The sequence below is a fragment of the Flavobacterium defluvii genome, assembly GCF_900129555.1.
GTDB lineage: Bacteria > Bacteroidota > Bacteroidia > Flavobacteriales > Flavobacteriaceae > Flavobacterium > Flavobacterium defluvii.
The window spans coordinates 626,848-650,836 of record NZ_FQWC01000003.1 but is presented as its reverse complement, the minus strand read 5'-3'; the positions used below and the strand labels follow the sequence as shown (position 1 = coordinate 650,836).

22 protein-coding genes are annotated in these 23,989 nt (G+C 32.5%); 10 read left to right on the top strand and 12 right to left on the bottom strand.

Annotated features, from left to right (window positions below):
* Window positions 1–740: 740 nt before the first annotated feature.
* Both BUC29_RS10390 and BUC29_RS10385 read right to left on the bottom strand, forming a co-directional pair.
* Entirely contained in the window at window positions 741–1,976 is a 1,236-nt protein-coding gene (locus BUC29_RS10390) for an ABC transporter permease (RefSeq protein ID WP_073415964.1), read from the bottom strand.
* 60 nt (window positions 1,977–2,036) lie between these two features.
* Window positions 2,037–2,531 carry a YkgJ family cysteine cluster protein gene (locus BUC29_RS10385; RefSeq protein WP_073415962.1) on the bottom strand — a complete coding sequence of 165 codons (495 nt, stop codon included), beginning with the start codon at window positions 2,529–2,531 and terminating at the stop codon, window positions 2,037–2,039.
* A gap of 74 nt (window positions 2,532–2,605) precedes the next feature.
* Here BUC29_RS10385 and BUC29_RS10380 point away from each other — a divergent pair, with 74 nt between their 5' ends.
* Complete coding sequence (locus tag BUC29_RS10380) at window positions 2,606–3,313, top strand: class I SAM-dependent methyltransferase (RefSeq protein WP_073415959.1); 708 nt, start codon at window positions 2,606–2,608, stop codon at window positions 3,311–3,313.
* Between the two features lie 17 nt (window positions 3,314–3,330).
* Complete coding sequence (locus BUC29_RS10375; RefSeq protein WP_073415957.1) at window positions 3,331–3,876, top strand: YfiT family bacillithiol transferase; 546 nt, start codon at window positions 3,331–3,333, stop codon at window positions 3,874–3,876.
* Window positions 3,877–3,951: 75 nt separating this feature from the next.
* Here the strand turns inward: BUC29_RS10375 and BUC29_RS10370 are convergent, their stop codons facing one another.
* The 8 genes from BUC29_RS10370 to BUC29_RS10335 form a co-directional block, all read right to left on the bottom strand.
* The gene (locus BUC29_RS10370) at window positions 3,952–4,584 is read right to left on the bottom strand and encodes a 7-carboxy-7-deazaguanine synthase QueE (protein WP_073415954.1); all 633 of its coding nucleotides are present in this window, start codon (window positions 4,582–4,584) and stop codon (window positions 3,952–3,954) included.
* 99 nt (window positions 4,585–4,683) lie between these two features.
* On the bottom strand, window positions 4,684–6,354 hold the full coding sequence (locus BUC29_RS10365; RefSeq protein ID WP_073415952.1) for a tetratricopeptide repeat protein: 1,671 nt from the start codon (window positions 6,352–6,354) through the stop codon (window positions 4,684–4,686).
* 16 nt (window positions 6,355–6,370) lie between these two features.
* Window positions 6,371–7,294 carry a PstS family phosphate ABC transporter substrate-binding protein gene (locus BUC29_RS10360; protein ID WP_073415950.1) on the bottom strand — a complete coding sequence of 308 codons (924 nt, stop codon included), beginning with the start codon at window positions 7,292–7,294 and terminating at the stop codon, window positions 6,371–6,373.
* 2 nt (window positions 7,295–7,296) lie between these two features.
* Window positions 7,297–7,527 (bottom strand): hypothetical protein, encoded by a 231-nt coding sequence (locus tag BUC29_RS21710; RefSeq protein WP_073415947.1) that lies wholly within the window; start codon window positions 7,525–7,527, stop codon window positions 7,297–7,299.
* Window positions 7,527–8,330, bottom strand: a complete 804-nt coding sequence (locus BUC29_RS10350) for an energy transducer TonB (RefSeq protein WP_073415945.1) — start codon at window positions 8,328–8,330, stop codon at window positions 7,527–7,529. Before BUC29_RS10350 ends, BUC29_RS21710 begins: the two co-directional genes overlap by 1 nt.
* A gap of 38 nt (window positions 8,331–8,368) precedes the next feature.
* Entirely contained in the window at window positions 8,369–8,926 is a 558-nt protein-coding gene (locus tag BUC29_RS10345; protein WP_073415943.1) for an ExbD/TolR family protein, read from the bottom strand.
* Window positions 8,927–8,945: 19 nt separating this feature from the next.
* Window positions 8,946–9,572 carry an ExbD/TolR family protein gene (locus tag BUC29_RS10340; protein ID WP_073415941.1) on the bottom strand — a complete coding sequence of 209 codons (627 nt, stop codon included), beginning with the start codon at window positions 9,570–9,572 and terminating at the stop codon, window positions 8,946–8,948.
* A 63-nt stretch (window positions 9,573–9,635) separates the two neighbouring features.
* On the bottom strand, window positions 9,636–10,460 hold the full coding sequence (locus BUC29_RS10335) for a MotA/TolQ/ExbB proton channel family protein (protein ID WP_057122309.1): 825 nt from the start codon (window positions 10,458–10,460) through the stop codon (window positions 9,636–9,638).
* Window positions 10,461–10,840: 380 nt separating this feature from the next.
* Between BUC29_RS10335 and BUC29_RS10330 the strand changes: the two genes are divergently transcribed.
* A complete protein-coding gene (locus tag BUC29_RS10330; RefSeq protein WP_073415939.1) occupies window positions 10,841–12,358 on the top strand; it encodes a helicase HerA-like domain-containing protein in 1,518 nt (505 codons plus the stop codon).
* 85 nt (window positions 12,359–12,443) lie between these two features.
* Here the strand turns inward: BUC29_RS10330 and BUC29_RS10325 are convergent, their stop codons facing one another.
* Window positions 12,444–13,784 (bottom strand): FAD-dependent oxidoreductase, encoded by a 1,341-nt coding sequence (locus tag BUC29_RS10325; protein WP_073415937.1) that lies wholly within the window; start codon window positions 13,782–13,784, stop codon window positions 12,444–12,446.
* Window positions 13,785–14,014: 230 nt separating this feature from the next.
* Here BUC29_RS10325 and BUC29_RS10320 point away from each other — a divergent pair, with 230 nt between their 5' ends.
* The 6 genes from BUC29_RS10320 (at window position 14,015) to BUC29_RS10295 (ending at window position 19,824) form a co-directional block, all read left to right on the top strand.
* Window positions 14,015–14,608, top strand: a complete 594-nt coding sequence (locus BUC29_RS10320; RefSeq protein ID WP_073415934.1) for a GNAT family N-acetyltransferase — start codon at window positions 14,015–14,017, stop codon at window positions 14,606–14,608.
* A gap of 54 nt (window positions 14,609–14,662) precedes the next feature.
* A complete protein-coding gene (locus BUC29_RS10315; protein ID WP_073415932.1) occupies window positions 14,663–15,457 on the top strand; it encodes a helix-turn-helix domain-containing protein in 795 nt (264 codons plus the stop codon).
* 77 nt (window positions 15,458–15,534) lie between these two features.
* Window positions 15,535–17,043: a serine hydrolase domain-containing protein gene (locus tag BUC29_RS10310; RefSeq protein WP_073415930.1), complete on the top strand. Its 1,509-nt coding sequence runs from the start codon at window positions 15,535–15,537 to the stop codon at window positions 17,041–17,043.
* A gap of 23 nt (window positions 17,044–17,066) precedes the next feature.
* The gene (locus BUC29_RS10305; RefSeq protein WP_073415928.1) at window positions 17,067–17,549 is read left to right on the top strand and encodes a nuclear transport factor 2 family protein; all 483 of its coding nucleotides are present in this window, start codon (window positions 17,067–17,069) and stop codon (window positions 17,547–17,549) included.
* Between the two features lie 213 nt (window positions 17,550–17,762).
* Window positions 17,763–19,226 (top strand): serine hydrolase domain-containing protein, encoded by a 1,464-nt coding sequence (locus tag BUC29_RS10300; RefSeq protein ID WP_073415926.1) that lies wholly within the window; start codon window positions 17,763–17,765, stop codon window positions 19,224–19,226.
* A gap of 148 nt (window positions 19,227–19,374) precedes the next feature.
* On the top strand, window positions 19,375–19,824 hold the full coding sequence (locus BUC29_RS10295; RefSeq protein WP_073415924.1) for a hypothetical protein: 450 nt from the start codon (window positions 19,375–19,377) through the stop codon (window positions 19,822–19,824).
* Window positions 19,825–19,905: 81 nt separating this feature from the next.
* On the opposite strand, the gene BUC29_RS10290 is transcribed toward BUC29_RS10295, so the two are convergent.
* The gene (locus tag BUC29_RS10290) at window positions 19,906–22,293 is read right to left on the bottom strand and encodes a penicillin acylase family protein (protein ID WP_073415922.1); all 2,388 of its coding nucleotides are present in this window, start codon (window positions 22,291–22,293) and stop codon (window positions 19,906–19,908) included.
* 114 nt (window positions 22,294–22,407) lie between these two features.
* On the opposite strand from BUC29_RS10290, the gene BUC29_RS10285 reads away from it, so the two are divergent.
* Entirely contained in the window at window positions 22,408–23,964 is a 1,557-nt protein-coding gene (locus tag BUC29_RS10285) for a hypothetical protein (RefSeq protein WP_073415920.1), read from the top strand.
* Window positions 23,965–23,989 lie beyond the last annotated feature (25 nt).

Below are 23,989 nucleotides of genomic sequence, written 5' to 3'. Positions count from 1 at the left end.
TATCAAAGAGCTTTCCGTGTTTTGCGGGGTGCAAATGTAAAAAGCATTTTCAAATCTCACAAGCTTTTTTGAATCTTTTTTTCGAAAATTTCTTTCCCCTAATTCAATATAACCTGTCAGTATTTCGAAGAGCGTTTTTCGCTGTTGCGGGTGCAAAAGTAGAACCTTTTTCCATTTATACAACAACTTTTTTCAAGTTTTTTTATTCTTTTTTTGATTTATTTCTTAACTGTCTCATAACAGCTTATTTACAAACTCATTTTTTTTACCTCTTGTCAGGCTTTTCCTTAATATAATGCAATTTTTATATTTTATGATTCCAGGAGCAGTCTGTTTTTAAAGGATTTTTATTCTTTCATACCCTTTTTTGAAGTAAAAGCAGGTTCTTAAAATATCATTCCAGCCCCTTTTAATCCCAAACAAACACCAAAGCCCGTGCTTTTTCCTATCATTAACCCTGAAAATTCTTTTCTAAAACAATCCCGGCAGACCCGACAGCGCAAAAGTTCCCAAGAAACTTTATTCTGGGATTCAAAACAAATGATCCAATACAAATAAGCATTAAATCACAAATCTTTAAACATTCGAACAGAAGAATGTTTGTAGTTACAATATAAACATACCGCAGCAAGTCTCTAACAAGATTGAAATCGAATTTTATCACTATACATATATATGTATAAAAATAAACCCGACAGTTTTCTAAAACGTGTCGGGTTTGTTTACATAGTTATTTTAGATTAGTCAAATCGAATTGCTTTTACAGGAGATATTTTTGTTATTATATAGGAGGGAATCAACAATACTAAAAAACATACTGTTATAGTAAGTAAATTTAATAACACTATATAAACCCAATTAAGATAGACGGGAGCCTGGTTTACGTAATAGTTTTCTGGATTAAGATGAATGATTCCGAATTGCTGTTGAATTAGCAGTAGTGAAATTCCAATTAAATTTCCCCAAAACAATCCCCGAATAATTAAGTAGAAGGCATTATATAGAAAAACTTTTCGAACTGTCCAGTTATTTGCTCCTACTGCTTTTAAAATCCCTATCATTTGGGTTCGCTCTAAAATGAGCACTAATAAGGCAACTACCATATTAATAGTTGCTACTATTATCATTATTCCGAGAATCACAACTATATTAAAATCGAAGAGCTGCAGCCAGTCAAAAATATAACTGTATTTTTCTGTAATTGTTTTTGTATCTAGATTTGAAGATATTTGCTCGTAAACCTGATTTCCCGTTTCTTTGATTTCAGCAAAGTCTTTTACAAAAACTTCAAAAGCTCCAACCTGATCCGGAGTCCATTTGTTTATTCGCTGGATATGACGAATGTCTCCTATTATATAAGTAGCATCAAAATCCTGAAATCCTGAACTAAAAATTCCTACGATCTTAAATCGGCGGCTGTTTGGCAATTTACCTTGTTCTTCTTTTATAAAAAAGGTATTAAAACTGTCTCCCAATTTTAGATTTAGCCGATCTGCCAGAAATCTTGAGATAATAACTTCTTCGTTTAGTCCTTTAGAAAAATCGGGCAATTTACCTTGTACTAAATATTCTTTTATATTATTCCAATTATAATCTGCCCCTACTCCTTTGAAAACAATCCCTTCAAAAGCATTTTCTGTCCTAATTATTCCTGCTTTACTTGCGACTGCCTGGATATGGGTTACTTCTGGAACTGATTTAAAATTTGGATAGAAATCCTGCTTTTTTGAAATTGGAACCAATGTTATGTCTGAATTATTATTATCATAATTGGAAATAATTATCTGACCATTGAAAGCAGAAACTTTTTCGCGAATTTTTTGTTGTAAACCAATTCCTGTAGCAACAGAAACCATCATCATAATTATACCAATAGCAATTGCCGATATGGCAATTTTTATAATTGGCGCCGAAATACTGCTTTTGTAATCTTTGGCAGTTATAAGTCTTTTTGCTATAAAGTATTCTAAATTCAATTTAAGTTTCTTGTTTATGATTTATATTCAATAGAGATTATTCAAAAATACTGATTTCAATTAAAGCGGAAGCTTTTTCTTCATTTCTTCTACTATATTATATGCTGCGGGACAAATGGCTACATTTTTCAAAGTCAAATCTGCAATTTGATAAAACTTTTTACGATCTGTATGCGGAAATTCTCTGCAGGCCTTTGGTCTTACATCATAAATCATACAATAATTTTCGCTGTCAAGAAAAGTACATGGAACGCTTTTCAAAACATAATCTTTATCTTCATCAATACGCAGATACTGTTCAATAAATTGCTGTGGTTTTTGTCTAAAAGATTTCGAAATTCTTTCAATGTCGGCCAAAGTAAATAACGGCCCGGTTGTTTTGCAACAATTGGCGCATTGTAAACAGTCAGTTCTTTTAAATTCGGCATCATGCAAATCCTGCATAATATAATCTAAATTCTTAGGCTGTTTCTTTTTCAGCTTATCAAAATACTTTTTGTTTTCGATATGCTTATCTTTGGCTAACTTATTTAAGTTATTTAAAATTTGTTTCAAGTTTACTGTTTAAAATTGATCTGCAAAATTAAACAACTTTAAACTTGAAACCTTAAACTTTGAACTAAATTACAATGAAAGATCTTTTTGGGAAAGCGATGTATGATTTCCAGACTAATAATTCACCCGAAGATATTATTACCGAAACTTCAATTTCTGAAGAAGATGAAATGAGTGTCGAATATTTATTTCGTTCTTATGATGAAATGCCAAAAATTGAGCAAAAGGCATTGCAATTAGCTACGGGAAAAACTTTAGATGTTGGCTGCGGAGCCGGAAGCCACAGTTTGTCCTTACAAAATGATCGTAATTTAAATGTTACTTCTATAGATGTTTCTGAAAAAGCAATTGAAACATGCAAACTTCGTGGTTTGAAAAATGCTCAAGTGAGAAATATTTTGGATTTTGAAGGAGAAAAATTTGATACAATCATTTTATTGATGAACGGAACAGGAATTTTTGGAAAATTAGAAAACTGCAATACTTATTTATCAAAATTAAAATCGCTTTTAAATCGGGGTGGACAAATTTTAATCGACAGCTCTGATATTATTTATATGTTTGATGAGGATGAAGACGGCGGGAAATGGATTCCATCTGAAACCGATTATTATGGTGAGCTTACTTTTACGATATCTTATAAAGGCGAAAAAGAAGAATCTTTTGACTGGTTATACCTCGATTATAATACACTTCAAAATGCAGCTCTTGCAAACGGATTAAAATGTGAATTAATTATTGAAGGCGATCATTATGATTATTTAGCTAAACTTTCGATATAATTAAAACTTTTACAAAGATGAACGAAATAGATTTAGAAAAACTGAAATATCCTATTGGTAAATTTGATTCATCTGTAGAATTTACTTCTGATTATGTTTTAGGGAAAATTGAAGAAATCGTTTCTTTCCCTGAAAGATTAAAAAAACAGGTTATTGATTTTGACGATGAAAAATTAGACACTCCATATCGTCCTGGCGGCTGGACGGTTCGACAAGTTATTCATCATTGTGCCGAAAGTCACATGAATTGTTACATTAGATTAAAATGGACTTTAACCGAAAACAATCCAATTATAAAACCTTATGATGAAAAATTATGGTCTGAACTTCCTGATAGTTTAAAAATGCCCATTGCTCCTACTTTGAGTTTATTAGAAGGCTTGCATTTTAGATTAGCTTATATTATGAAAAATTTATCCCAAACTGATTTAGAAAAATCTTTTATTCATCCTGAAAACAATTCAGAAATTAAGCTAAAACAACTTATCGGTTTGTATGCATGGCATGGAAATCATCATTTGGCACACATTATGAATTTAAAAAAATATAAAACCTGGAAATAATTTCAATGTTTCTTTTTTACACAATGTGTATTTATTATATAAAAAAAACTCTCCGGATTTGGAGAGTTTTTTACTTTAAGGAATATTCAAATACTTGTGTGTTTGAAGTGAGACTCTCCATTTGGGATTATTCATAACATAATCTACAATCAAAGGAGTCATTTCTTCTTTTTTACTCCATTCCGGCTGAAGAAATAGTATGGCATTATCATTTACTAATTCTGCTTGTTCTTCTGCAAAAATAAAATCATGCTTGTTATAAATGATTACTTTCAATTCATCTGCATTGTCATAAACATCTTTTGTTGGAAGTTTATTCTTTTTTGGAGAAAGACAAATCCAATCCCATGTTCCTGTTAAAGGATAAGCACCAGAAGTTTCAATATGCACCTTTAAATTTTTATCTTTCAATTGCTGAGTTAGCAAAGTCATATCCCAAGTAAGGGGCTCACCGCCAGTTACTACAACGGTATTAGCATAACTTGAAGCATTATTTACAATCACATCAATATTAGTTGGCGGATGCAGCTCAGCATTCCAGCTTTCTTTTACATCGCACCAGTGACATCCTACATCACAGCCTCCAATTCTAATGAAGTAAGCAGCAGTTCCTGTATGAAACCCTTCTCCCTGTATGGTATAAAATTCTTCCATCAAAGGCAGCATTGCTCCTTTATTTACTTCTAATTGTATTTCTTTTGGTAACATTATTTTAATTTAATGTGCAAAGATAGTCAATTAATTATGGAACAAAAAAACCGATAGTTCAAAGCGAACTATCGGTTTCCATAAATATTTAAAATTCTATTATTTCAAAGCCTTCATTGACTGAGTAGCATAAGAATTTGTTGGATCTAAAACTAAAGTTTTATTAAAATACTCAACAGCTTTTGCTTTATCAGTATTAGCATAACTTGCGCCAATACTATTGTAAGCTTCAACTATTTTTTTAACTGTAGCAGGTTTAGACATTTCTTCAGCCCCTTTAGCAGTAATATTAGCAACGTAAGTTTCGTAGTTTTTAACTATTTGATCTTCTTTTTCTAATAAATTAGCTATTCTTCCTTTATAAAGATAAGCTTCATCATAAGAAGGCGAAGCTACTAAAACTCTGTCAAAAGCAGCATCTGCTTTAGCTAAATCAGCAGCAACTTCTGGCGATGTAGCCTTTTTATCTAAGTTTGCATAATAAAGAGCGATACCATAGTAAACATTATCAGTCAAATAATTTTTTGATTCCGCATTAGATGAACTTAATTCATATATAGCCGCAGCCTGCGCCCATTGTTTTTTACCGAATAGTTCTTTACCGTAATCTCCAAGTTCTTCAACTACTAATGGTTCTAATTCAATTGCTTTTTTGATATTAGCGATACCAGCATCAAAAGAAGCCTGGTCTACAGTACCTGCCGCATTTGTTCCTTTTTTAATTTTAGCCAATCCAAGATACATATAATCACTTCCGATTACTTTGTTAGTTGGCACTTTAATATAATCTTCCAAAGATTTAATTGCTACATCTACATTTCCGTTTTCATAAGCAGCATAACCTAAATATCTGAAAATTCTAGGGTTTACCTTATCCTCAGCGATCATTTTATTTGCAACAGTTTCTAAGCTTTTGTAGTCTTTTACTAAAATCAAGAAATCTGCATGACGCATTTTAGAGTCTAAAGAATAATCTGTTAAACTCAAATATTTCTCATAGTTAGTAATTGCATTCTGCAAATTAACTTTCGCTGTAGAAGGTTTGTTTCTTCCCCATTTGTAATATGTTTCAGCTAATTCTCTATAAACCGGTCCATAATTTGGGTTTATAGCGATAACTTCATTGAAAGATTTGATAGCTTCATCATAAGATTTAGCTCCTTTTAATAAAACTCCTAACTGCATTTTTGCTCTTAAAAGAGTTGGATCAGCTGTGAAAGCATCACGGTAAGCTTTGTAAGCATCATTTTGATTGTTCGCTCCGTAATAAGCATCTCCAATTGCCAAAAGTGCAGTAGCATTTTGAGGATCAATAGCCAAAGCTTTCTTTAAACTTGCAACCGCATTTGTATAGTCCGGATTATTAGAATTCATATAAGCTCTACCAATATAGATAAATTCATCCACATCTTTACGCTTAATATCTTTTGTTGCCAAAGCAAAGTTAGCTTGTGCAGAAGCTACATTTTTATTATCAAGATCGATTTGCCCTAATCCAATATAATTTAAGTTTTTCTTATCAGAAGCTTCAATTCCGTTTAAATAATAGATTTTCGCAGAATCAACAACGCTTTGATTTAAATAAATATTACCTAAAACAAAGTTAGCTTCTCCATCAGAAGGTTTAGCTTTTATAATTGATTTAAGTAATGATTTTGCTTTTTGAAACTGTTCGGCATCAATTGCCTTCTTTGCTTCTTTGATATCTTGCGCATTTGCAACAGAAGCTGAAGCAACGATAGCAAGACTAAAAATTTTAAATTTATTCATCTTTATAGTAATTAATTTATTCGTTATCTTTTAAAATTTCTTTTCTAATTTGAAGTTGTCTACCTGGAGTTCTTACCGGAAGTAAACCAGATTTTAAAACTATTCGCTGTCCGATGTCTCCAGCTATGAATGAACCAAAACCCATTCCTAAGCCAGTGTACCCCTGACAGTTAATTATAAACAAATCACGTGCCAAAGGATATTTAACCTCTGCAAGATCATTTTGTGTTGGACTATAATATTTTGTATCATTTAATCCTTTCACACTTAGAACATTTATTTTCTTCACAATATCAACCATGTTTGGTGACGGCTGTGACAACCAATTTACGCCAACAACACCAATCATTCCATCATTCTCCGAAACGAATTTAATCACCTCGTCGTTTGTTTTAAAAGAAAACACACCTTGTTCAGGCAGATCTTTTACTTTTGCCAGTTCTTTCATATATCGAACTGTACTTGAGTTAGGATTATCAAAAACAAGACCTTTAATTCCAGTATCAGACTTTCCTTGTATAAAATCAATTACAGTTTTCAACGCAATTAATGTATCATTATTGCTTTTATTTGAAATTAACGCAATTGCATCTTTTGCGAAGGGAGTTACTCGGGGAACAATTTTACTTTTTTCAAATCTGCTGATTTCTTCTTTGGTTAAATTTCTTGTAGTAACGACTACCTTAGCTTTTTTGTTCAACAAATCATTAATAACCTCAGCTTCAGATTTAGGGGTAATTGAAATTTTAGCATCATAGTAAGTTCCTTCAAAAACTGCAACCTGATCTTCTACAATTGGTTTTACAGTTTCATCAACTGTAATATCTAAAGTACCTTTTAGAATAGTTTCTTTATCAGATTCATTTTTACTTTTTTGGTTACACATTGCAAACAAAAAAACAAAAACGACCAAACCTAAAAACCTACTATTTTTTAGCATAATTATTCTGTGTTTGAATTTATTAATCTTAAAAAGCGTATTGCCGAATAAACGATAAGCAATCCACCAAAAGCATATCTGTATTTAGGTTCCATATTTAAAGGTAGTTTTTCCCAGAACATAATCATCAAACCAAGTACAAGATATATTAAAAAAAACAGTATTCCTAAAACAAGAAGAAATCGCTCTTTGAGCGATTTCTTCTGAATATTATTAAGTATATCTTTTAACATTATTCTGCAGATTGAATAGTAATAGGTAAAGAGTAAAGTACTCTCACTTTTTTACCATTTTGCTCGCCGGGAGTCCATTTTGGACATTTTTTAAGAACACGAATTGCTTCTGCTCCTGTACCGTAACCGATATCCCTTAAAACTTTAATGTCGGTTAATGAACCGTCTTTTTCAACCACAAAAGTAACGTAAACTTTACCTTTTAGACCTTCTTCTTCCGGAGTCTTGTAATTGTTTCCTACAAATTTGTAGAATTTATCCATCCCTCCAGGGAAATCTGGTTTTACTTCGATACCAGCTGTGTTATATACACTGTTATCTTCTTCCACTACCTGAGAAACTGGTCCTTTTCCTACTGGCTCATCAACAGTTAAAACTGCATCAGGATCACCTTTAATAGTTTCATTACCCACTTTCTTATCTTTAAGTTCCTCAATTTTTGGAGGATCTTCGGTAACTTCATTTGCTTTAGCAACCACAGGTTTCACGAACTTCACCTGATCCACTTTTGGCGGTGGCGGTGGTGGTGGTGGTTGGTTTGGCTTAATTTCCTCTTTCTTCTTAGGAGGAAGTTTTACTGTCGCAATTTTAATATCGTTATTCACATCTTCTTCACCAGAATCCGGTAAAAAACTTGCAATAAGAGGAGCCGCAACAGCAAAGCTAAAAATAATCGAACCTATGATAAGTGCTTTTATCGTAGTCTTACTGTTCGATTTTCTCAGCTCATATGCTCCGTATATCTTATTACGACCTTCGAATACGATATCAAGCCACTGATTTTTTATAATATCTAATTTCATTTTTCTTGATTATTAGGATGTTAAAAACAAGATTACTCTTATTTTTGATCTGCCAATTTTGCCTCCTCTGGAGTAAATTCAGGAACAATTGCATAAGTATCTACTCCTGCAATCGCCATTTCATCCAACATATCAACTAAATTACGATAAGTTGATTTTTTTGTCGGTTTGATAATAACAATAATTCCATTTTTTGGTTTTCCCAATGAAGCAGAATATTCTAAAACAGATTTTTTTCTTTTTAGAACTTCTCTACGAATACCATCTTTACCATATGTAATATCTTTAGGTCCTGCGATAGGAGATGATAATAATCCCATATAATAAGTAAGTTTATTGTTTTCTCCCAATATTACCGTCATAGTACGATTCTCATCTACTTTAATATCTTTATTTTTAGTAGGATCATCGTCTTTATCTGGCAATGACAAATCCATCGATTGAGGTTTTGACAACGATGTAGTCAACATAAAGAACGTAATCAATAAGAATGCCAAATCCACCATGGCAGTTAAATCTACCTTCGAATTCTGCTTTTTGCTTCTTACTTTGCCGCCTTTGCCGCCGCCACCGTCGCCGGTATTTAATTCAGCCATTTTACTGTATCTTTTTTAATTAAAAGTCTTTTCCTCTCATTCCTGTAACTAAGTTAAAGGAATTGATTTTCTGATCTTGCAAAATATCCATAATCTTTTTGATTTGTGGGTATTGCTCTTTAGCATCTCCTTTTATTGCAATTTTCAATTCTTTGTCATCAAGATCAATTGTAGCTCTTCTTGAAACTAAAAGCCAGTCTTTTAATTGATTATCCAAAGAATCGATTGGAATTCCAGGTTGATCCGCTTTAACTCTGTCAGCAGATTTCATATCAATGATCTGTTTTAAATTTGTAACTGGTACACCGAAGTCATCCATTAATGCAAATTTAGTTTTATCATCTTCTGAAAAAGTTACACCGTATTTTGCTCCCATTCCTTCAAGAGTCTTTTTACGGATCTCTCTTCCTTTAATGTCAAAAAACACTTTGCTTTTCCCGTCTTTTCCTTTACCTATTGTAATAATTGCCAAATCAGAATCTGGTAATTTACTTTGTACAGTAGATGAAGGCATATCTACAGGAAGTGCCTCAGGCACCTTAGCAGTCGCGGTCAAGATAAAGAACGTAAGCAAAAGGAACGCAACATCACACATGGCAGTCATATCTGTCGATGTTGACTTCTTTTTCATTTTTATTTTAGCCATTATCTTTTATTTTTATTTTGATATAATTAAAATTACTAATTATATTATTATATCAAAAATTAATTATTGTTTTAAACTTCCTCTGAATCTTCTGTAAGTATTCACGATTGTAGTACCAGCCTCATCGATAGAGTAAGTTAAATCGTCAATTTTAGCAGTAAAGAAGTTGTAAGAAACGATTGCTAAGATAGAAGTAGAGATACCTGTTGCAGTGTTGATAAGTGCCTCAGAGATACCTGTTGCAAGAGCAGCCTGGTCTGGAGTACCAGCAGAAGCTAACGCACCAAACGCTTTAATCATACCAGATACAGTTCCTAATAATCCTCCTAACGTACCTAAAGATACTAAAGTAGAGATGATAGTCATGTTTTTCTCTAACATTGGCATTTCTAATGAAGTTGCCTCTTCGATTTCTTTGTGGATTACTTCTGAAGCTTCTTCGCTGTTGAATCCTTCTTTTTTAACGTCTTGGTATTTAATTAAAGCAGATTTAATTGCGTTTGCAACTGAACCTTGTTGTTTGTCGCATGAAGCGATAGCAGCTTCGATGTTTCCTTCTTTAATACTTCCTTGAACGCTTTTCATGAATTTGTCTAAGTTAGTTTTACCAGCAGCTTTACCAATAACGATAAATCTTTCAATAGAAAAAACAACAACCATTAAAAACATACCTAATAATACAGGTACAATAAATCCTCCTTTATAAACTTGTCCTAATGTATTGATTGGGTGTCCAGTTTCAGGGTTACCTCCTTCGAAGTTAGAAGCATCTCCCATGATTACTTTCCAAATAAACACCCCAACTAAAATACACGCTGCGATAATGATTCCAGTAATCATCCCTCCTCCATTTGAAGTGCTTTCTTTTTTAACTTTAACGTTTGCCATTTTTTTAAATTTTAATAGTTTTAAATAATTTTTATTTTTTAGTTATATTTAACTTGTAGGGTAGCAAATTTATACGTTTAGTTTAAATAAAAAAACTTTTTTTAATTTTATTGAAGGAAATTTAACGTCAAATTAAAAAATATCTCATTAATTTGCTGACATCATTTTTATGATAAAACAAAAAAAAAGGCGATTAATAAAAAAATTACAACGTTTTAGTAAATATTCAATCATTCCGTTGAAATCTTCTTAAAAAGCTGAGAATTTATTTTTTATGTCAAATTCAATCAAAAAAAGCATTTTCCTACTAAAAAAAAGATAGTTTAATTGTTAAAAAATCAAACAAAACCCTTATAATCATCTAAATTACAAATAAAAACATGAATAAAAAAGAGAATTTCATTCAGGAGATAAACAGTGGTTACTCAGCAAAGGGGGACTCTATTATCCTAGGCGGAGCTATTTTAGATGGAGAAGCACTTGCTGAGGCTCACGTCAAAATTCCATTAAAAACATTAAACCGTCATGGTCTTATTGCAGGAGCAACCGGAACAGGAAAAACAAAAACAATTCAGGTTTTTTCTGAACAGTTGTCAAATGCCGGAATTCCGGTTTTAATGATGGATATTAAAGGTGATTTTAGCGGTATCGCAAAAGAAGGAAAAGAAGAAGGTTTTATAACAGAACGTCACGCTAAAATTAATGTCCCTTATAATGTAGCTGCATTTCCCGTTGAGCTAATGTCACTCTCTAAACAAAATGGAGTTCGCCTTCGTGCAACCGTTTCTGAATTTGGTCCGGTTTTATTTTCAAGAATATTAGATTTAAATGATACTCAGGCCGGAGTTGTTGCAGTTATCTTTAAATATTGTGATGATAAACAAATGCCTTTGCTGGATTTAAAGGACATTAAAAAAGTCATTAATTATATTACTGAAGAAGGAAAAGATGAGATTGCAGCAAGCTATGGAAAAATATCAACCGCAACGACCGGAACTATTCTTAGAAAAATTATTGAATTAGAACAACAGGGTGGAGATTTGTTTTTTGGCGAATTGTCTTTTGAAACTGATGATTTAATGCGAATTGACGAAAACGGAAAAGGCTACGTAAATATCATCCGCCTGACGGATATTCAGGATAAACCAAAATTGTTTTCGACTTTCATGTTAAGTCTTTTAGCCGAAATTTATCAAAAAATGCCGGAAAAAGGAGATGCAGAACAGCCAGAATTAGTAATATTTATTGACGAAGCGCACTTGATATTTAATGAAGCCAGCAAAGCATTATTAGAACAAATTGAAACGATTGTAAAACTAATTCGTTCAAAAGGTGTTGGGGTTTATTTTGTAACTCAAAACCCAATGGATGTTCCGAGTGGTGTTCTGGCACAATTAGGACTAAAAATTCAGCATGCATTGAGGGCTTTTACAGCAAACGACCGTCAGGCGATAAAAAAAACTGCTGATAATTACCCTACATCTCAATATTATAAAACAGATGAATTGCTTACAAGTTTAGGAATTGGAGAAGCATTGGTTACGGCTCTAAATGAAAAAGGTGTTCCTACTCCGCTTGTAGCAACTATGATGCGCGCGCCTCAGAGTCGAATGGATGTTTTATCCCCTTCTGAAATAGATGAAATTAACGCTAAATCAAAATTGGTTAAAAAATATGCCGAAGAAATCGACCGCGAAAGTGCTTTTGAAATTCTAAATAAAAAAATTGCCGACGCTACTGAAGCTACAGCACAGCAAGAAGAACAAGCTCCCTCCAAAACTTCCAAATCAGAACCAAGTACTACAGAAGTCGTTACAAAATCTGTTTTGAAAGTGGTAACAAGTGCTACCTTTATTAGAGGTGTTTTTGGAGTACTTTCAAAATTCTTGAAAAAATAAAAAATATATCAATTACAATGTCAATTACAATGTCAATTACAATGTCAATTTAAAATTGATTTTTGATATTGTAATTGGCATTGATTCATTTTTGCAGTAACTCCAGGATTTTATTTTCAACCTCTGGTGTATTCCAGATATTTTCGATGTTATCCAGTCTTAAAACTTCTTCCATAATACCGTTTTGATAATCTCCAATAGCCAAAGCTTCGGCATACGGGCGGTCACTAAAAGTAACACGGCTGTAAAGTGGAATCCATTTATCAGGATGTTTATCTGAGAAAACTTTTTCTATTTTCTTTTGTAATAAGAATTTTTCATCTGCCGTTTTGGTACTCATTTCCATGAAATTTCGGTACGAAAGCTCTGCAATTGCATCGGCATTTGGTTTACGGGAAACTTGATATTCGGTGAAAATCTTTTTCCAGTCGTCTCCAAATTTCTCAATCATTTCATTTAAAACTGTAATATCTTCAAAACCGGCATTCATACCTTGTCCGTAAAACGGAACAATTGCATGACAGGCATCACCAATCAAAGCAATTTTATCTTCATAAGTCCACGGAAAACATTTCATGGTTACCAAAGTACTTGTTGGATTTTTAAAGAAATCATTTGCCAGTTCCGGAATTACTTCAATCGAATCCGGGAAATTTTTTTCGAAGAAATTCTCGACCATTTTACGATCTGTAAGCGATTCAAAAGAATTTTCGCCTTCAAAAGGCATAAATAAAGTACACGTAAAACTTCCGTCGAGATTAGGAAGTGCAATTAACATATACTCACCTCTCGGCCAAATGTGAAATGAGTTTTTATCCAATTTGTGTGTTCCATCTGCATTTGCCGGAATATTTAATTCTTTATATCCCATATTTAAAAATTCCTGCGAATAATTAAACATGCTTTGTCTCTGCATTCTATGACGGATTCGTGAAAATGCTCCATCGGCACCAAAAACCATATCGTATTTTCTTTCTTCCCACTCACCTCTTTCGCTTTCGCCAATATGCAAAGTTGCATCGCTCAGCGTTACATCCCAGATTTTTTGTTCAAAATGAAATTCGGCTCCGGCATTTTCGGCCAAATCAATCATTTTTCTGTTTAGCGTTCCTCTGGAAATCGAATAAATAGATTCGCCTTCCTGACCGTAATTTTGAAAATTGAGTTTGTCGACTAAATGAATTGCGCGTTTATCCATCGGAATTGCGATTTCCCGAACTGCATCGCCCACTCCAACACCATCAAGCGCTTTCCAGCCTCGGTTAGACATTGCCAGATTAATAGAACGGCCGGAAAAATTTATTTTTCGAATATCAGGGCTGCGATCATAAACATGAACCGTGTGACCTGCTTTTTTAAGATAAATTGCCAAAAGCGATCCTACAAGTCCAGAACCTACAACAGCAATTTTTAGTGAAGTTTGCATCGGGGAAAATCTAATATATAAGATCGTAAAAATAAGTAATAATTGTACATAAGCTTTAAAATACAACAAATATTTAACCTTCAATACCAATATTATTTTGAAATAAACTCTCGGGCAATACCTGTTTTCATAACAAAATCTCTTTTTTATGGATTTATTTAGATTTTCAAAAGAAGTAATTTCGTCTGAACAGAAACTATCTATCTTTTATAATTTAAAAATAACCACAAATGAACAGCGAAATTTTACAATCAGAAATTATATTAGAAAACGAAAGGGTATTATTAATTCCTTTTGAGAATGAAAGAAATATCGAGCTCAAAGAAATTATTTTTGATGACGAAATCTGGAAATATATGGGAATGTACGTTCGCAGCGATCAGGATTTTGAAAATTATATTCAAAACACTTTAAAACAAAAAGCTGACGGAATTTGTTACCCGTTTCTTATTATAGATAAATCCACAAACCGGGTTGCCGGAAGTACGCGATACGGATATTTAAATCATGTGAGCCAAAAATGTGAAATTGGCTGGACTTGGTATGGAAAAGAATTTCAGGGAACTGGTTTAAACAAAGCCTGCAAATATGAATTATTAAAATTTGGTTTTGAAAACATTCACTTTAAGAGAATACAATTTAGCGCTGATCTTGAAAACGAAAGATCACAAAGAGCAATTGAAAAACTAGGTGCTTTGAAAGAAGGTTTATTCCGAAATAATTATATCGATTCTGAAGGAAATAGCAGAGACGATGTTTATTATAGTATTATTCTAGAAGAATGGAAAAATACGAAACGAGATTATTTTGGAGAGTTTGAATAATTATATGGTAATAGAAAAAATCTTATTTTAGTCTAAGATTTTAATACCAAAAAAATGAACCTCTATTCAGAACATTATGTAACTCAAAAAACGGAAAGGTTCGTCAATAAAATTTGGTGTTTGGATAACAGCATCGGCGAAAGCCTGATCGAAAATAAACTCGTTTTACCAAATGGCTGTTTTAATCTGGCCATTGTTACCGGAAATGCAATAGAAGTTCATACGAGTAAAAACAAATACGAAATGAACAAAGGCATTTACTTTTGTTCGCAAATGACTAATAAAGTTTTGGTTAATATTGGGCCGAAAACTAAAGTTATTATCATTCAGCTGCATGCCTGGACGCTTTCGATGTTTCCAAAATATGAATTGGATAATTTTTCAGATTCAATTCTTAGAATTAATTCTCAAGAACTGCCTTTTACAGTTAATATTGATTCTCAAATTGAAACTTTATTAAAAACAATAAATACTTATTTTGAAGAATTATCAGATTTTCATTCAGAGAAAAATGTAATCGAAAAAATCTGCGAATTCATTAAAAACAATGAAGAAGAAATTTCGGTTTCTAAAATTAGTTCTGCATTAAATACTTCGCAGCGATTGTTACAGATTAAGTTTAAAACTGCAACCGGATTAACGATTAAGAAATACATTCAGATTTTAAAATTCAGAAAATCAGTCGATCAAATGGTAAACTCTGATTTAGAAAAACTAAAATTGACCGATGTTGCGCTCTACAATAAATACTTCGATCAATCGCATTTTATAAAGAAATTTAAAGATGTAACGAAAACAACGCCAAAAATGTTCGATCCCAATTCCTATTTTCTTTCTCAAAAAAGATAAGTTTTCGCATTTATACTATTTTTTCAAGTATTGATTGACGTAATATTGCAGAATCATTAATCATCAATCAATCACAAATGAAAATCAATCATTCTTTTTTCCAATTAAGAGTTCTTCTGGTTGGAATTGTATTCTTTTACATCCAATTTGGATTTTCTCAGGAAACTGAAAACTCAACTTTGTACAAAACCATTTTATCAAAAGACAGTCTTCTTTTTAATGTTGGTTTCAATACTTGCAACATTAAACAGTTTGAAGATTTACTAACCGAAGATTTTGAGTTTTTTCACGACAAAGACAGTATTTCGGACAAAGCAAAATTTCTAAAAACTTTAAAAAGCGGATTATGTGGTTCGCCAACAACGTATCAATCACGAAGAGAATTAGTTGACGGAAGCACCGAAATTTATCCACTTTACAAAAAAGGTGTTTTGTACGGTGCAATACAAATTGGAACGCATCGTTTTTATGAAACTTCCGCTGGAAAACCGGAACAATTTGGAAGTACTGCAAAATTTACTCATGTCTGGCTTTTAAAAAACAAGGTTTGGAAATTGTCCAGATCGCTTAGTTATGACCATCAAACGGTAAGTGCTGCTCCAAACAAATCAACTCTTTTTGATAATGATGATTTAACCGAAAAATGGCTGAAAGAAAATAAAGTTCCAGCTTTAGGAATTGGTATTATTGCAGATGGAAAACTGAAACAGGTAAAAGTTTTTGGAGAACTTAAAAAAGGCGTAACGGCTCCGTATAACACAATTTGGAACGTTGCATCGCTGACAAAACCTATAACGGCGATTACCACATTAAAATTAGTAAGTTTAGGAAAATGGGATCTTGATGAACCGCTTTATAAATACTGGACCGATCCTGATATTGCAAAAGATCCTTATTTAAAATTACTAACAACAAGAATTATTCTAAGCCATCAAACGGGTTTCCCGAACTGGAGGTATTTTAATGAGTCTAAAAAACTGGATTTTAAATTTAAACCCGGAACTCAATATCAATATTCCGGCGAAGGATTTGAATATTTGCGAAAAGCACTGGAGAAAAAATTCCACAAAACGTTAGATCAACTTGCTTCAGAATTGGTCTTTGAACCTGCAAAAATGAACGATTCTCAATTAATCTGGAATGATAAAATCGATCTTTCGAGATATGCCGCTAATTACGACAACAAAGGAAATGCCTACGAAACTGTAAAAAATAAAACCGCAAATGCTGCCGACGATCTGTTGACCACAATTGAAGATTACGGAAAATTTCTTTGCAGTGTTTTAAACAGCGATGGCTTAAGTAAAAAGGTTTTTGACGAGATGAATGCGCATCAGGTCGGGACTAAAAAGAATAAATATTTTGGTCTAGGTTTTGAAATTTACGATTTAGGAAATGGAGAATATGCTTTATCTCACGGCGGTGCTGATCAAGGTGTTCAAACACTGTTTTTTATATTGCCAAAAACAAAACAAGGCCTTATTATTTTTACCAATGTTGATGACGGCTATAAAACCTATGTCGATTTACTCCTGCATTACCTTGGAGAAAAAGGTCAAAAACTTATCGATATCGAAACAAAATAATTGAATAGTAAACAGCAATTATTATGATACCGATGATCAATACGTTAGTACTTTTCATGTTGTTTTTAAGCCGACAGGCATCTTCAAAAACAAACAGTGATAAAATAAAAATGGATCTTTTAAAAAACGAAATTATCGAAATGGATAATCTTCTTTTTGATGTAGCTTTTAACCAATGTGACGCAGCACTTTTTAAAAAAATAATCAGCGATGATATTGAATTTTATGACGACCGTTATGGATTAAATATCCCAAATGGGGATAAAATCAAAGTTATAGTCGAAAAATATTCAAGACCCGAAAAATTAATCCGAAGGTTAAATTCCTGTACGGTTGATAAATTGGGAGATTTTGGTGCCGTGCAGGTTGGCGAACATACATTTTACAATAACGATATTCCGGAAGGAACCGGAAAATTTATTCATATCTGGGAACGCAAAGGAAAAGATTGGAAATTAAAAAGAATTGTAAGCTATGAACATAAACCCTTTGAAAAGGAAATTTAGTTCACTTCAAACATTTTTTTAACATGAAATGAAAAAAATTGATGAATCGTGAAACCAAATCAAAACTCAATCGTCTAACATTTTAGGAACATGGATTTTATTCAGATAAAAAATCGTAATTTCGATTCAACATACTGAAAATCTAGTTTTTAAAAGTTTCAATCATCAATCAAAAAAAGAATCATTTCATTAATCTTAAACCATACAATCAATATGAAAAAATCAATCAAACTAATGGTACTCTGCGTGATATTACAGCTTTTTAGCTTAAATATTTTTGCGCAGGACAAAGCGAAACAAATCGAAGATCTTTTAGCAAAATACAATGAATACGGACAATTTAACGGATCTGCCTTAGTGGCCGAAAACGGAAAAGTAATTTTAAAAAAAGGTTTTGGTCAGGCCAATATGGAATGGAATATTCCTAACCAGCCGGATACAAAATTTAGATTAGGCTCGATTACCAAACAATTTACAGCGCTATTAATTGTAAAACTCGCTGAAGAAGGAAAACTGAAACTGGACGTTCCTATTACAACCTATTTGCCAGATTATCCAAAAGAAAATGGCGACAGAATTACAATTCATCATCTCCTGACACATACATCTGGAATTCCGAATTACACAAATGCACCAAACTTCTTAAAAGATAAGGCCAAAAACCCTTATTCTCCAGCAGATTTTATAAAAACATTTGATAAACTGCCTCTTGATTTTAAACCTGGCGAAAAATTCAATTACAGCAATTCGGGTTATTTTTTATTGGGTTATATTATCGAAAAAATTACAGGTAAAACTTATGAGCAATATTTGCAGGAAACTATTTTTACACCTCTAAAAATGGTTAATTCCGGTTACGATCATAGTGAAATAATTACAAAAAATCGTGCTGCAGGATATGAAAAAGAAGGAAAGCGTTACAGCAATGCATCATATATTGATATGAGTATTCCGTATGCAGCGGGTTCTCTTTACTCAACTGTTGAAGATTTATATCTTTGGGATCAGGCACTTTACACAAATAAATTGCTTTCAGAAAAATCGATGGAATCTTTATTTAAGCCGTATATAAAAGCATGGGGAGACGAATCTTACGGTTACGGATGGTCTCTTGAAGATGTAAATATTGAAGGTAAAGGAAAAGTGAAAATTATTGAGCATGGCGGCGGTATTAATGGATTCAATACGATTATTTCGCGTATTCCGGCTGATAAAATTCTGGTAGTTTTATTAAATAATACTGGAGGAACTGTTTTAGGTGAAATGAACAATTCAATTCGCAATATTTTATACAATCAGTCATTTGATCAGCCTAAAAAATCTTTGGCACTTGAACTTTTAGATGCTTTTTCAGAGAAAGGAACAGCTGCCGGTTTAGATACTTATAAAAAACTGAAAAACGATCCAACATATGGCATTAAGGAAGGCGATATGAACCGCGTTGGATATCAATTATTACAAACCGGAAAAAAGAAAGAAGCAATTGAGGTTTTTAAAATTAATGTTGAAGCTTTCCCAAAATCCGGAAATGTTTACGATAGTTTAGGCGAAGCTTATTTGGCCGATGGCGACAAAAAACTGGCTTTTGCCAATTATTCAAAATCTGTTGAACTTGATCCTACTAACGAAGGCGGTAAAAAAGTGTTAGAAGAACTTTCAAAAAATAAGGCAAAATAATTTTAGAACAAAACTTAAAATTGACTCCGATAGAACAGATTTAAAGCTGGTTTATCGGAGTTTTTTGTTATAACTTGTAACATTCAAAATCGATGATTTATCATAAAAAGAATTATTTTAGCTGTACCCAAAACAAATAAAATAACCTATGAAAAATCTAAAAAAGCATGCTTTTCTCGCTTTATTGCTATGTCTTTTTATTCCGGCAATTTGTATTTCGCAAACCAATTTTCAGGCTCCAAAAATGCCTTCGCAGCAAAATAAAATCATAATTGATAAAATCGTCGAAGCGGCTCATTACAAAAATTATGTAATTGATTATTGTGTATCTAAAATAAACGAAGCTTCTGAAAAAGAAGGCTGGAACGAGCAAAAAGCAATGGAAATTACAGAGAGCATCAACTACAAAAATTTTAGAGATGCGATTTATAATCTTTTTGTTGTTTATGACGAAGTTGAACTGGAAACTTTGCTAAAAGCATACGAAAAAGATACAGCTTACCAAACGCAAAATATTATGACAACAAGCAAAGTACTTAGCAATAACCTGAAGATTTTTGCTAATGATATTGTCCTTGGGAAATATATATCGAAGTAAGTAAAGAAGCAAAGTGAAAAAGGTTCAAAGGTTCCAAAAAATGAAACCTTTGAACCTTTTCAATTTTTAATCTCAACAAATCTAATTCTTTGGCTTAAAAATTAATTTAGTCGAAGTTTTTATAATCTCATCTTTATTCAGTTTCATTTTTCTAAATTTTCCTGCATTGTACATTTCGGCCTGATCACTATAATGTTTACTAAACGGATTTCCCGATTGTCCTGTTGGCAGAATACTCCAGCTGTTTTCAATATCTGAGAAATCGACAATTCGTCTGGTTGAAGGGCCGCCTTTTACGTAATACTTTCCTTCATTAGTTAAACCAAAAAATAAATTATTGATTACTTCATTAGAACCCGGCGAAGCAAAAGGTCCAACGTTAAAGAGTCTGCGAAGTGCGGCGACTTTTCCTAAAGGATGTTCATGTTCAACAGTGTGAACTTCTCCCCATTTCCAGTCAGAAATTGTATTTCCTAATTGTTTTTGAAGATCAGAAATCGCTTCGTGAAACGATTTTGAAATAATATCTTTTCTCGTTTCTTTTACATTTTTGGTTTTGATATTATCCCACCAAACCGAATTTTCGTTTTTAACCTGATTTGCAATAACTTGTTTACCAACAGAAATTCCTAAAAACAAATTAAAATTATCCTCACCCATTTCGTCTTCAAAAGTATTTTTCAAATACACATAAACCCATTTATTGTAAACCGTTGGGGCAATATCTTCCAGATTATTGGTTCCTTTCCAGGATTTTAAAACATTAATTGCTTCTTTTTCTTCTTTTGAAATTGAATTTAAATCAACATTCGAAATCAGATTTTGAACCGTTACAACCGCAACTTCAGATGTGTTATCATAAATCATTTTGCTGATCGCATCCTTATCCCAATCAGATTTTGCATTCATTAAACCTGAAATTCTTTTGGCACGGTCTTCAGGCAGATAATATCCCGGATATAAAAAACCGTCAATCGCTTCCGGCTGATTATTTGCAGAATATACATAACCCCATTCCGGATTTTCAGCCGAAGGATTTTTCGAAAAATCTAAATATTCAACAATATCATCTTTTCCGCTCGAACCATCCAGAATTAAATGCGTGTTTACACCTTTATTATGTTTATACAATTTCCCTGTCGCCCACCAGGCTGCATTTCCTTTTGCATCACCATACATAACATTTAAACCCGGTGCGGCAACAAGCTGAACCGATTTTTTAAACTCATCTTTATTTTTTGCATGAGAAAGTCCGTAAACTGCATCCAGAATTAGAATGGGCTGATGCGTATATGTCCACAACATTGCAATTGGATGTTTTTTATCTAATCTTTCCAGCAAATCGTTCATGATAGGTCCATGTCGGCTTGATTTAACCGTTAGAACTACATCTGAGGTATCTTTTACTTTAATTGTTTTTTTTCTGATTTCATATTTTGCAAAACCTTCCGGTGTTTGGTATTGATTTAAGTCACCAGCTTTATTTTTTTCCTGATAAAAATCAATATCATCATTTTCAAACATTGTTAATCCATACGCATAATCACGATTGTGCGCCAATAACGGAAAAGGAGTTCCGGCCAGATAACAGCCATACAATTCATGCTCTGGTGTTACAATATGTGCTTCGTACCAAGTCGCTGGCTGCGAAAAGCCAATATGAGGATCATTGGCAAAAATTACTTTTCCGCTTTTCGTTTTGTGTGGCCCGGCAACCCAGCTATTACTTCCTATAAATGGCGGAATTGGCGATTTGTCTAATAAAGCAGTAATCGATTTTGAAATCGCCGTATACTCTTCAATATTTTCTTTTGAACTTTTAATTTGTGTTTTGTTAAATTCTCCTTCAATGCCTAAATCTTTCAAATATGCAGCACCGAATTTATTTTTAATTTCTGTCAATAAAGGATCTGTTTTTTGAGCCATTGCAAAACTAAAAGACATGTATCCAAAAATATTATACACATCTTTTATCGTAAATTTTTCTTTTTTTACGCCAACCAGTGTAAATTCAATAGGTGTAACTCCTTCTTCTAAATATTGATTAATTCCGTCCAGATAAGCCTGAGTCAATTGGTAACTCGGGCTGTTTTTATCTAATTTGGCAATGGCTTTTGCCGAAGCTTCTTCGATACCAATCCCTATAAAAAACTTATCATTTTTAAGCGCCACAGAACCAAAGATTTCAGACAATTTTCCCGGAGCAATTCTGCGGAGCAATTCCATCTGCCATAATCTTTCCTGCGCATGAACATATCCAAGCGTCGTCATAGCATCTTTTTCAGAATTGGCATAAATATGAGGAACTCCGTATTCATCAAAATAAACTGTGGTTTCATTCTTGAGATTTTTCAGTTTGAGTTCACCTTCATATTTAGGCTTCAAATGAAAAATATAGGCACACAAACCTATTCCAAGCACAACAATTAAAACCAATAAAACCAGCAGAAATTTTTTAAATCTTTTCATATTTTACAAAAAGTATAACCATAAAGTTTGAAAAATGATGTAACCAAAAAAAAGAATAATGTAAAAATGATTCTTTTTAAAAGCCTAAATTTATGTATTTAAACAATACTATAAATGTCAATCTATAAAAAAATAGCAGTTGGGGTAATTTGTCTTTTTCTACTCGTAATTTTTGCCAACATTGGACTTAATTACTGGATTAAAAAACAGCTTCCGATTATTATTCATGAAAAGAATAAAACGGTTTATGATATCAATTATGAAAAAATTGAAGTTTCACTTTTTTCAAGAAATATTTATGCCGAGACTTTATTAGTAAATCCAAAAAACCAGCCAAAAGACAGCAAAAATGGACTTTTTTCTAAAATAGAATCCATTACGATAAAACATTTTAATATTTGGGATCTGGCTTTTCGCGATGTTATTCAGGCTGAAAGCATTATTATCAATAAACCCAGAGTAATTTTATATAAAAAAGGCGAAAAACTTTTGAATAACAGCAAAAGCATTCGAAATGAAATTGTCGAACCTTTTCGCAAAATTATTGCTGTTTCGAATATTTACCTAAACGACGGAACAGTAGATGTTGTTTCTTTAGATTCTCAAAAACCAATCTTAAGTATAAAAAAAGTTCTTTTAAAACTGGAAGGAATTTTAATTACAGATGCTACGTTAAAAGAAAAAATTCCGCTTCAATTTCAAAAATATACTTTAGTATGCGATAGTTTATTTTATCGCCAGAGTGCTTTTTATCATATCAACATTGGCAAAATAAGTACCGAAAAGAACTTTCTAAAAATCAATAATTTCTCCAATCTTCCGCAATTTAACCGACGCGATTTTATTAACCGTTTAGATAAAGAAAAGGATATTTATACTTTAAAATTTGATTCGGCTCAAATTGCAAAAATGAATTGGGGTTTTAAAAATGCCCGTTTTTTCTTTAAAGCGAATTCGGTTGTAATCAATCATTTTGATGCAAATATTTACCGCGGAAAAATGCCCAAAGACGATTTGAGCAAAAAATACCTTTACAATCATTTACTGCGAAATATTAAATTTCCACTTCAAATTGATACGCTGCAGGTTCTCAAATCAAAATTGGTTTACGAAGAAGAAATTGATTTTTCTAAAGGTCCGGGAGTTTTAACCTTTGACAAATTCAATCTACAGGCAACTAATCTTCGAAGTGGTTTTGGATTAAAACAAACAAATGATGTGAAAATCAAAGTAAAAACCATTTTTATGAAGACATCTCCACTCGATGTTGACTGGAGTTTTAATGTTCTGGATAAAAGCGACGGATTTCATATACAGGGCGTAATTTCGAATTTTGATGTACGGGCGATGGAGCAATTCAGCAAACCTTATATGAATGCCACATTTACGGGAGCTTTTCATAAATATCGTTTTAATTTTTATGGAAATGATAATGTTTCAAAAGGAAATGCATCTTTAGATTATGACGACCTAAAAGTGAAATTATACAAAAAGAAACATCCTGAAAAAGAAGCCAAACTCAAATCGGCAATTGCTAATTTATTAGTAAAAAATGATTCCAAAGACAAAGCCAAAACTGCAGATGTTGAAGTTGAAAGAATTCAGGAAAAATCATTCTATAACTTTTTATGGCGAAGTATTGCAGAGTCTTTGAAGAAGATTTTGATATAATATTTTTTCCGCCACGAATTCACGA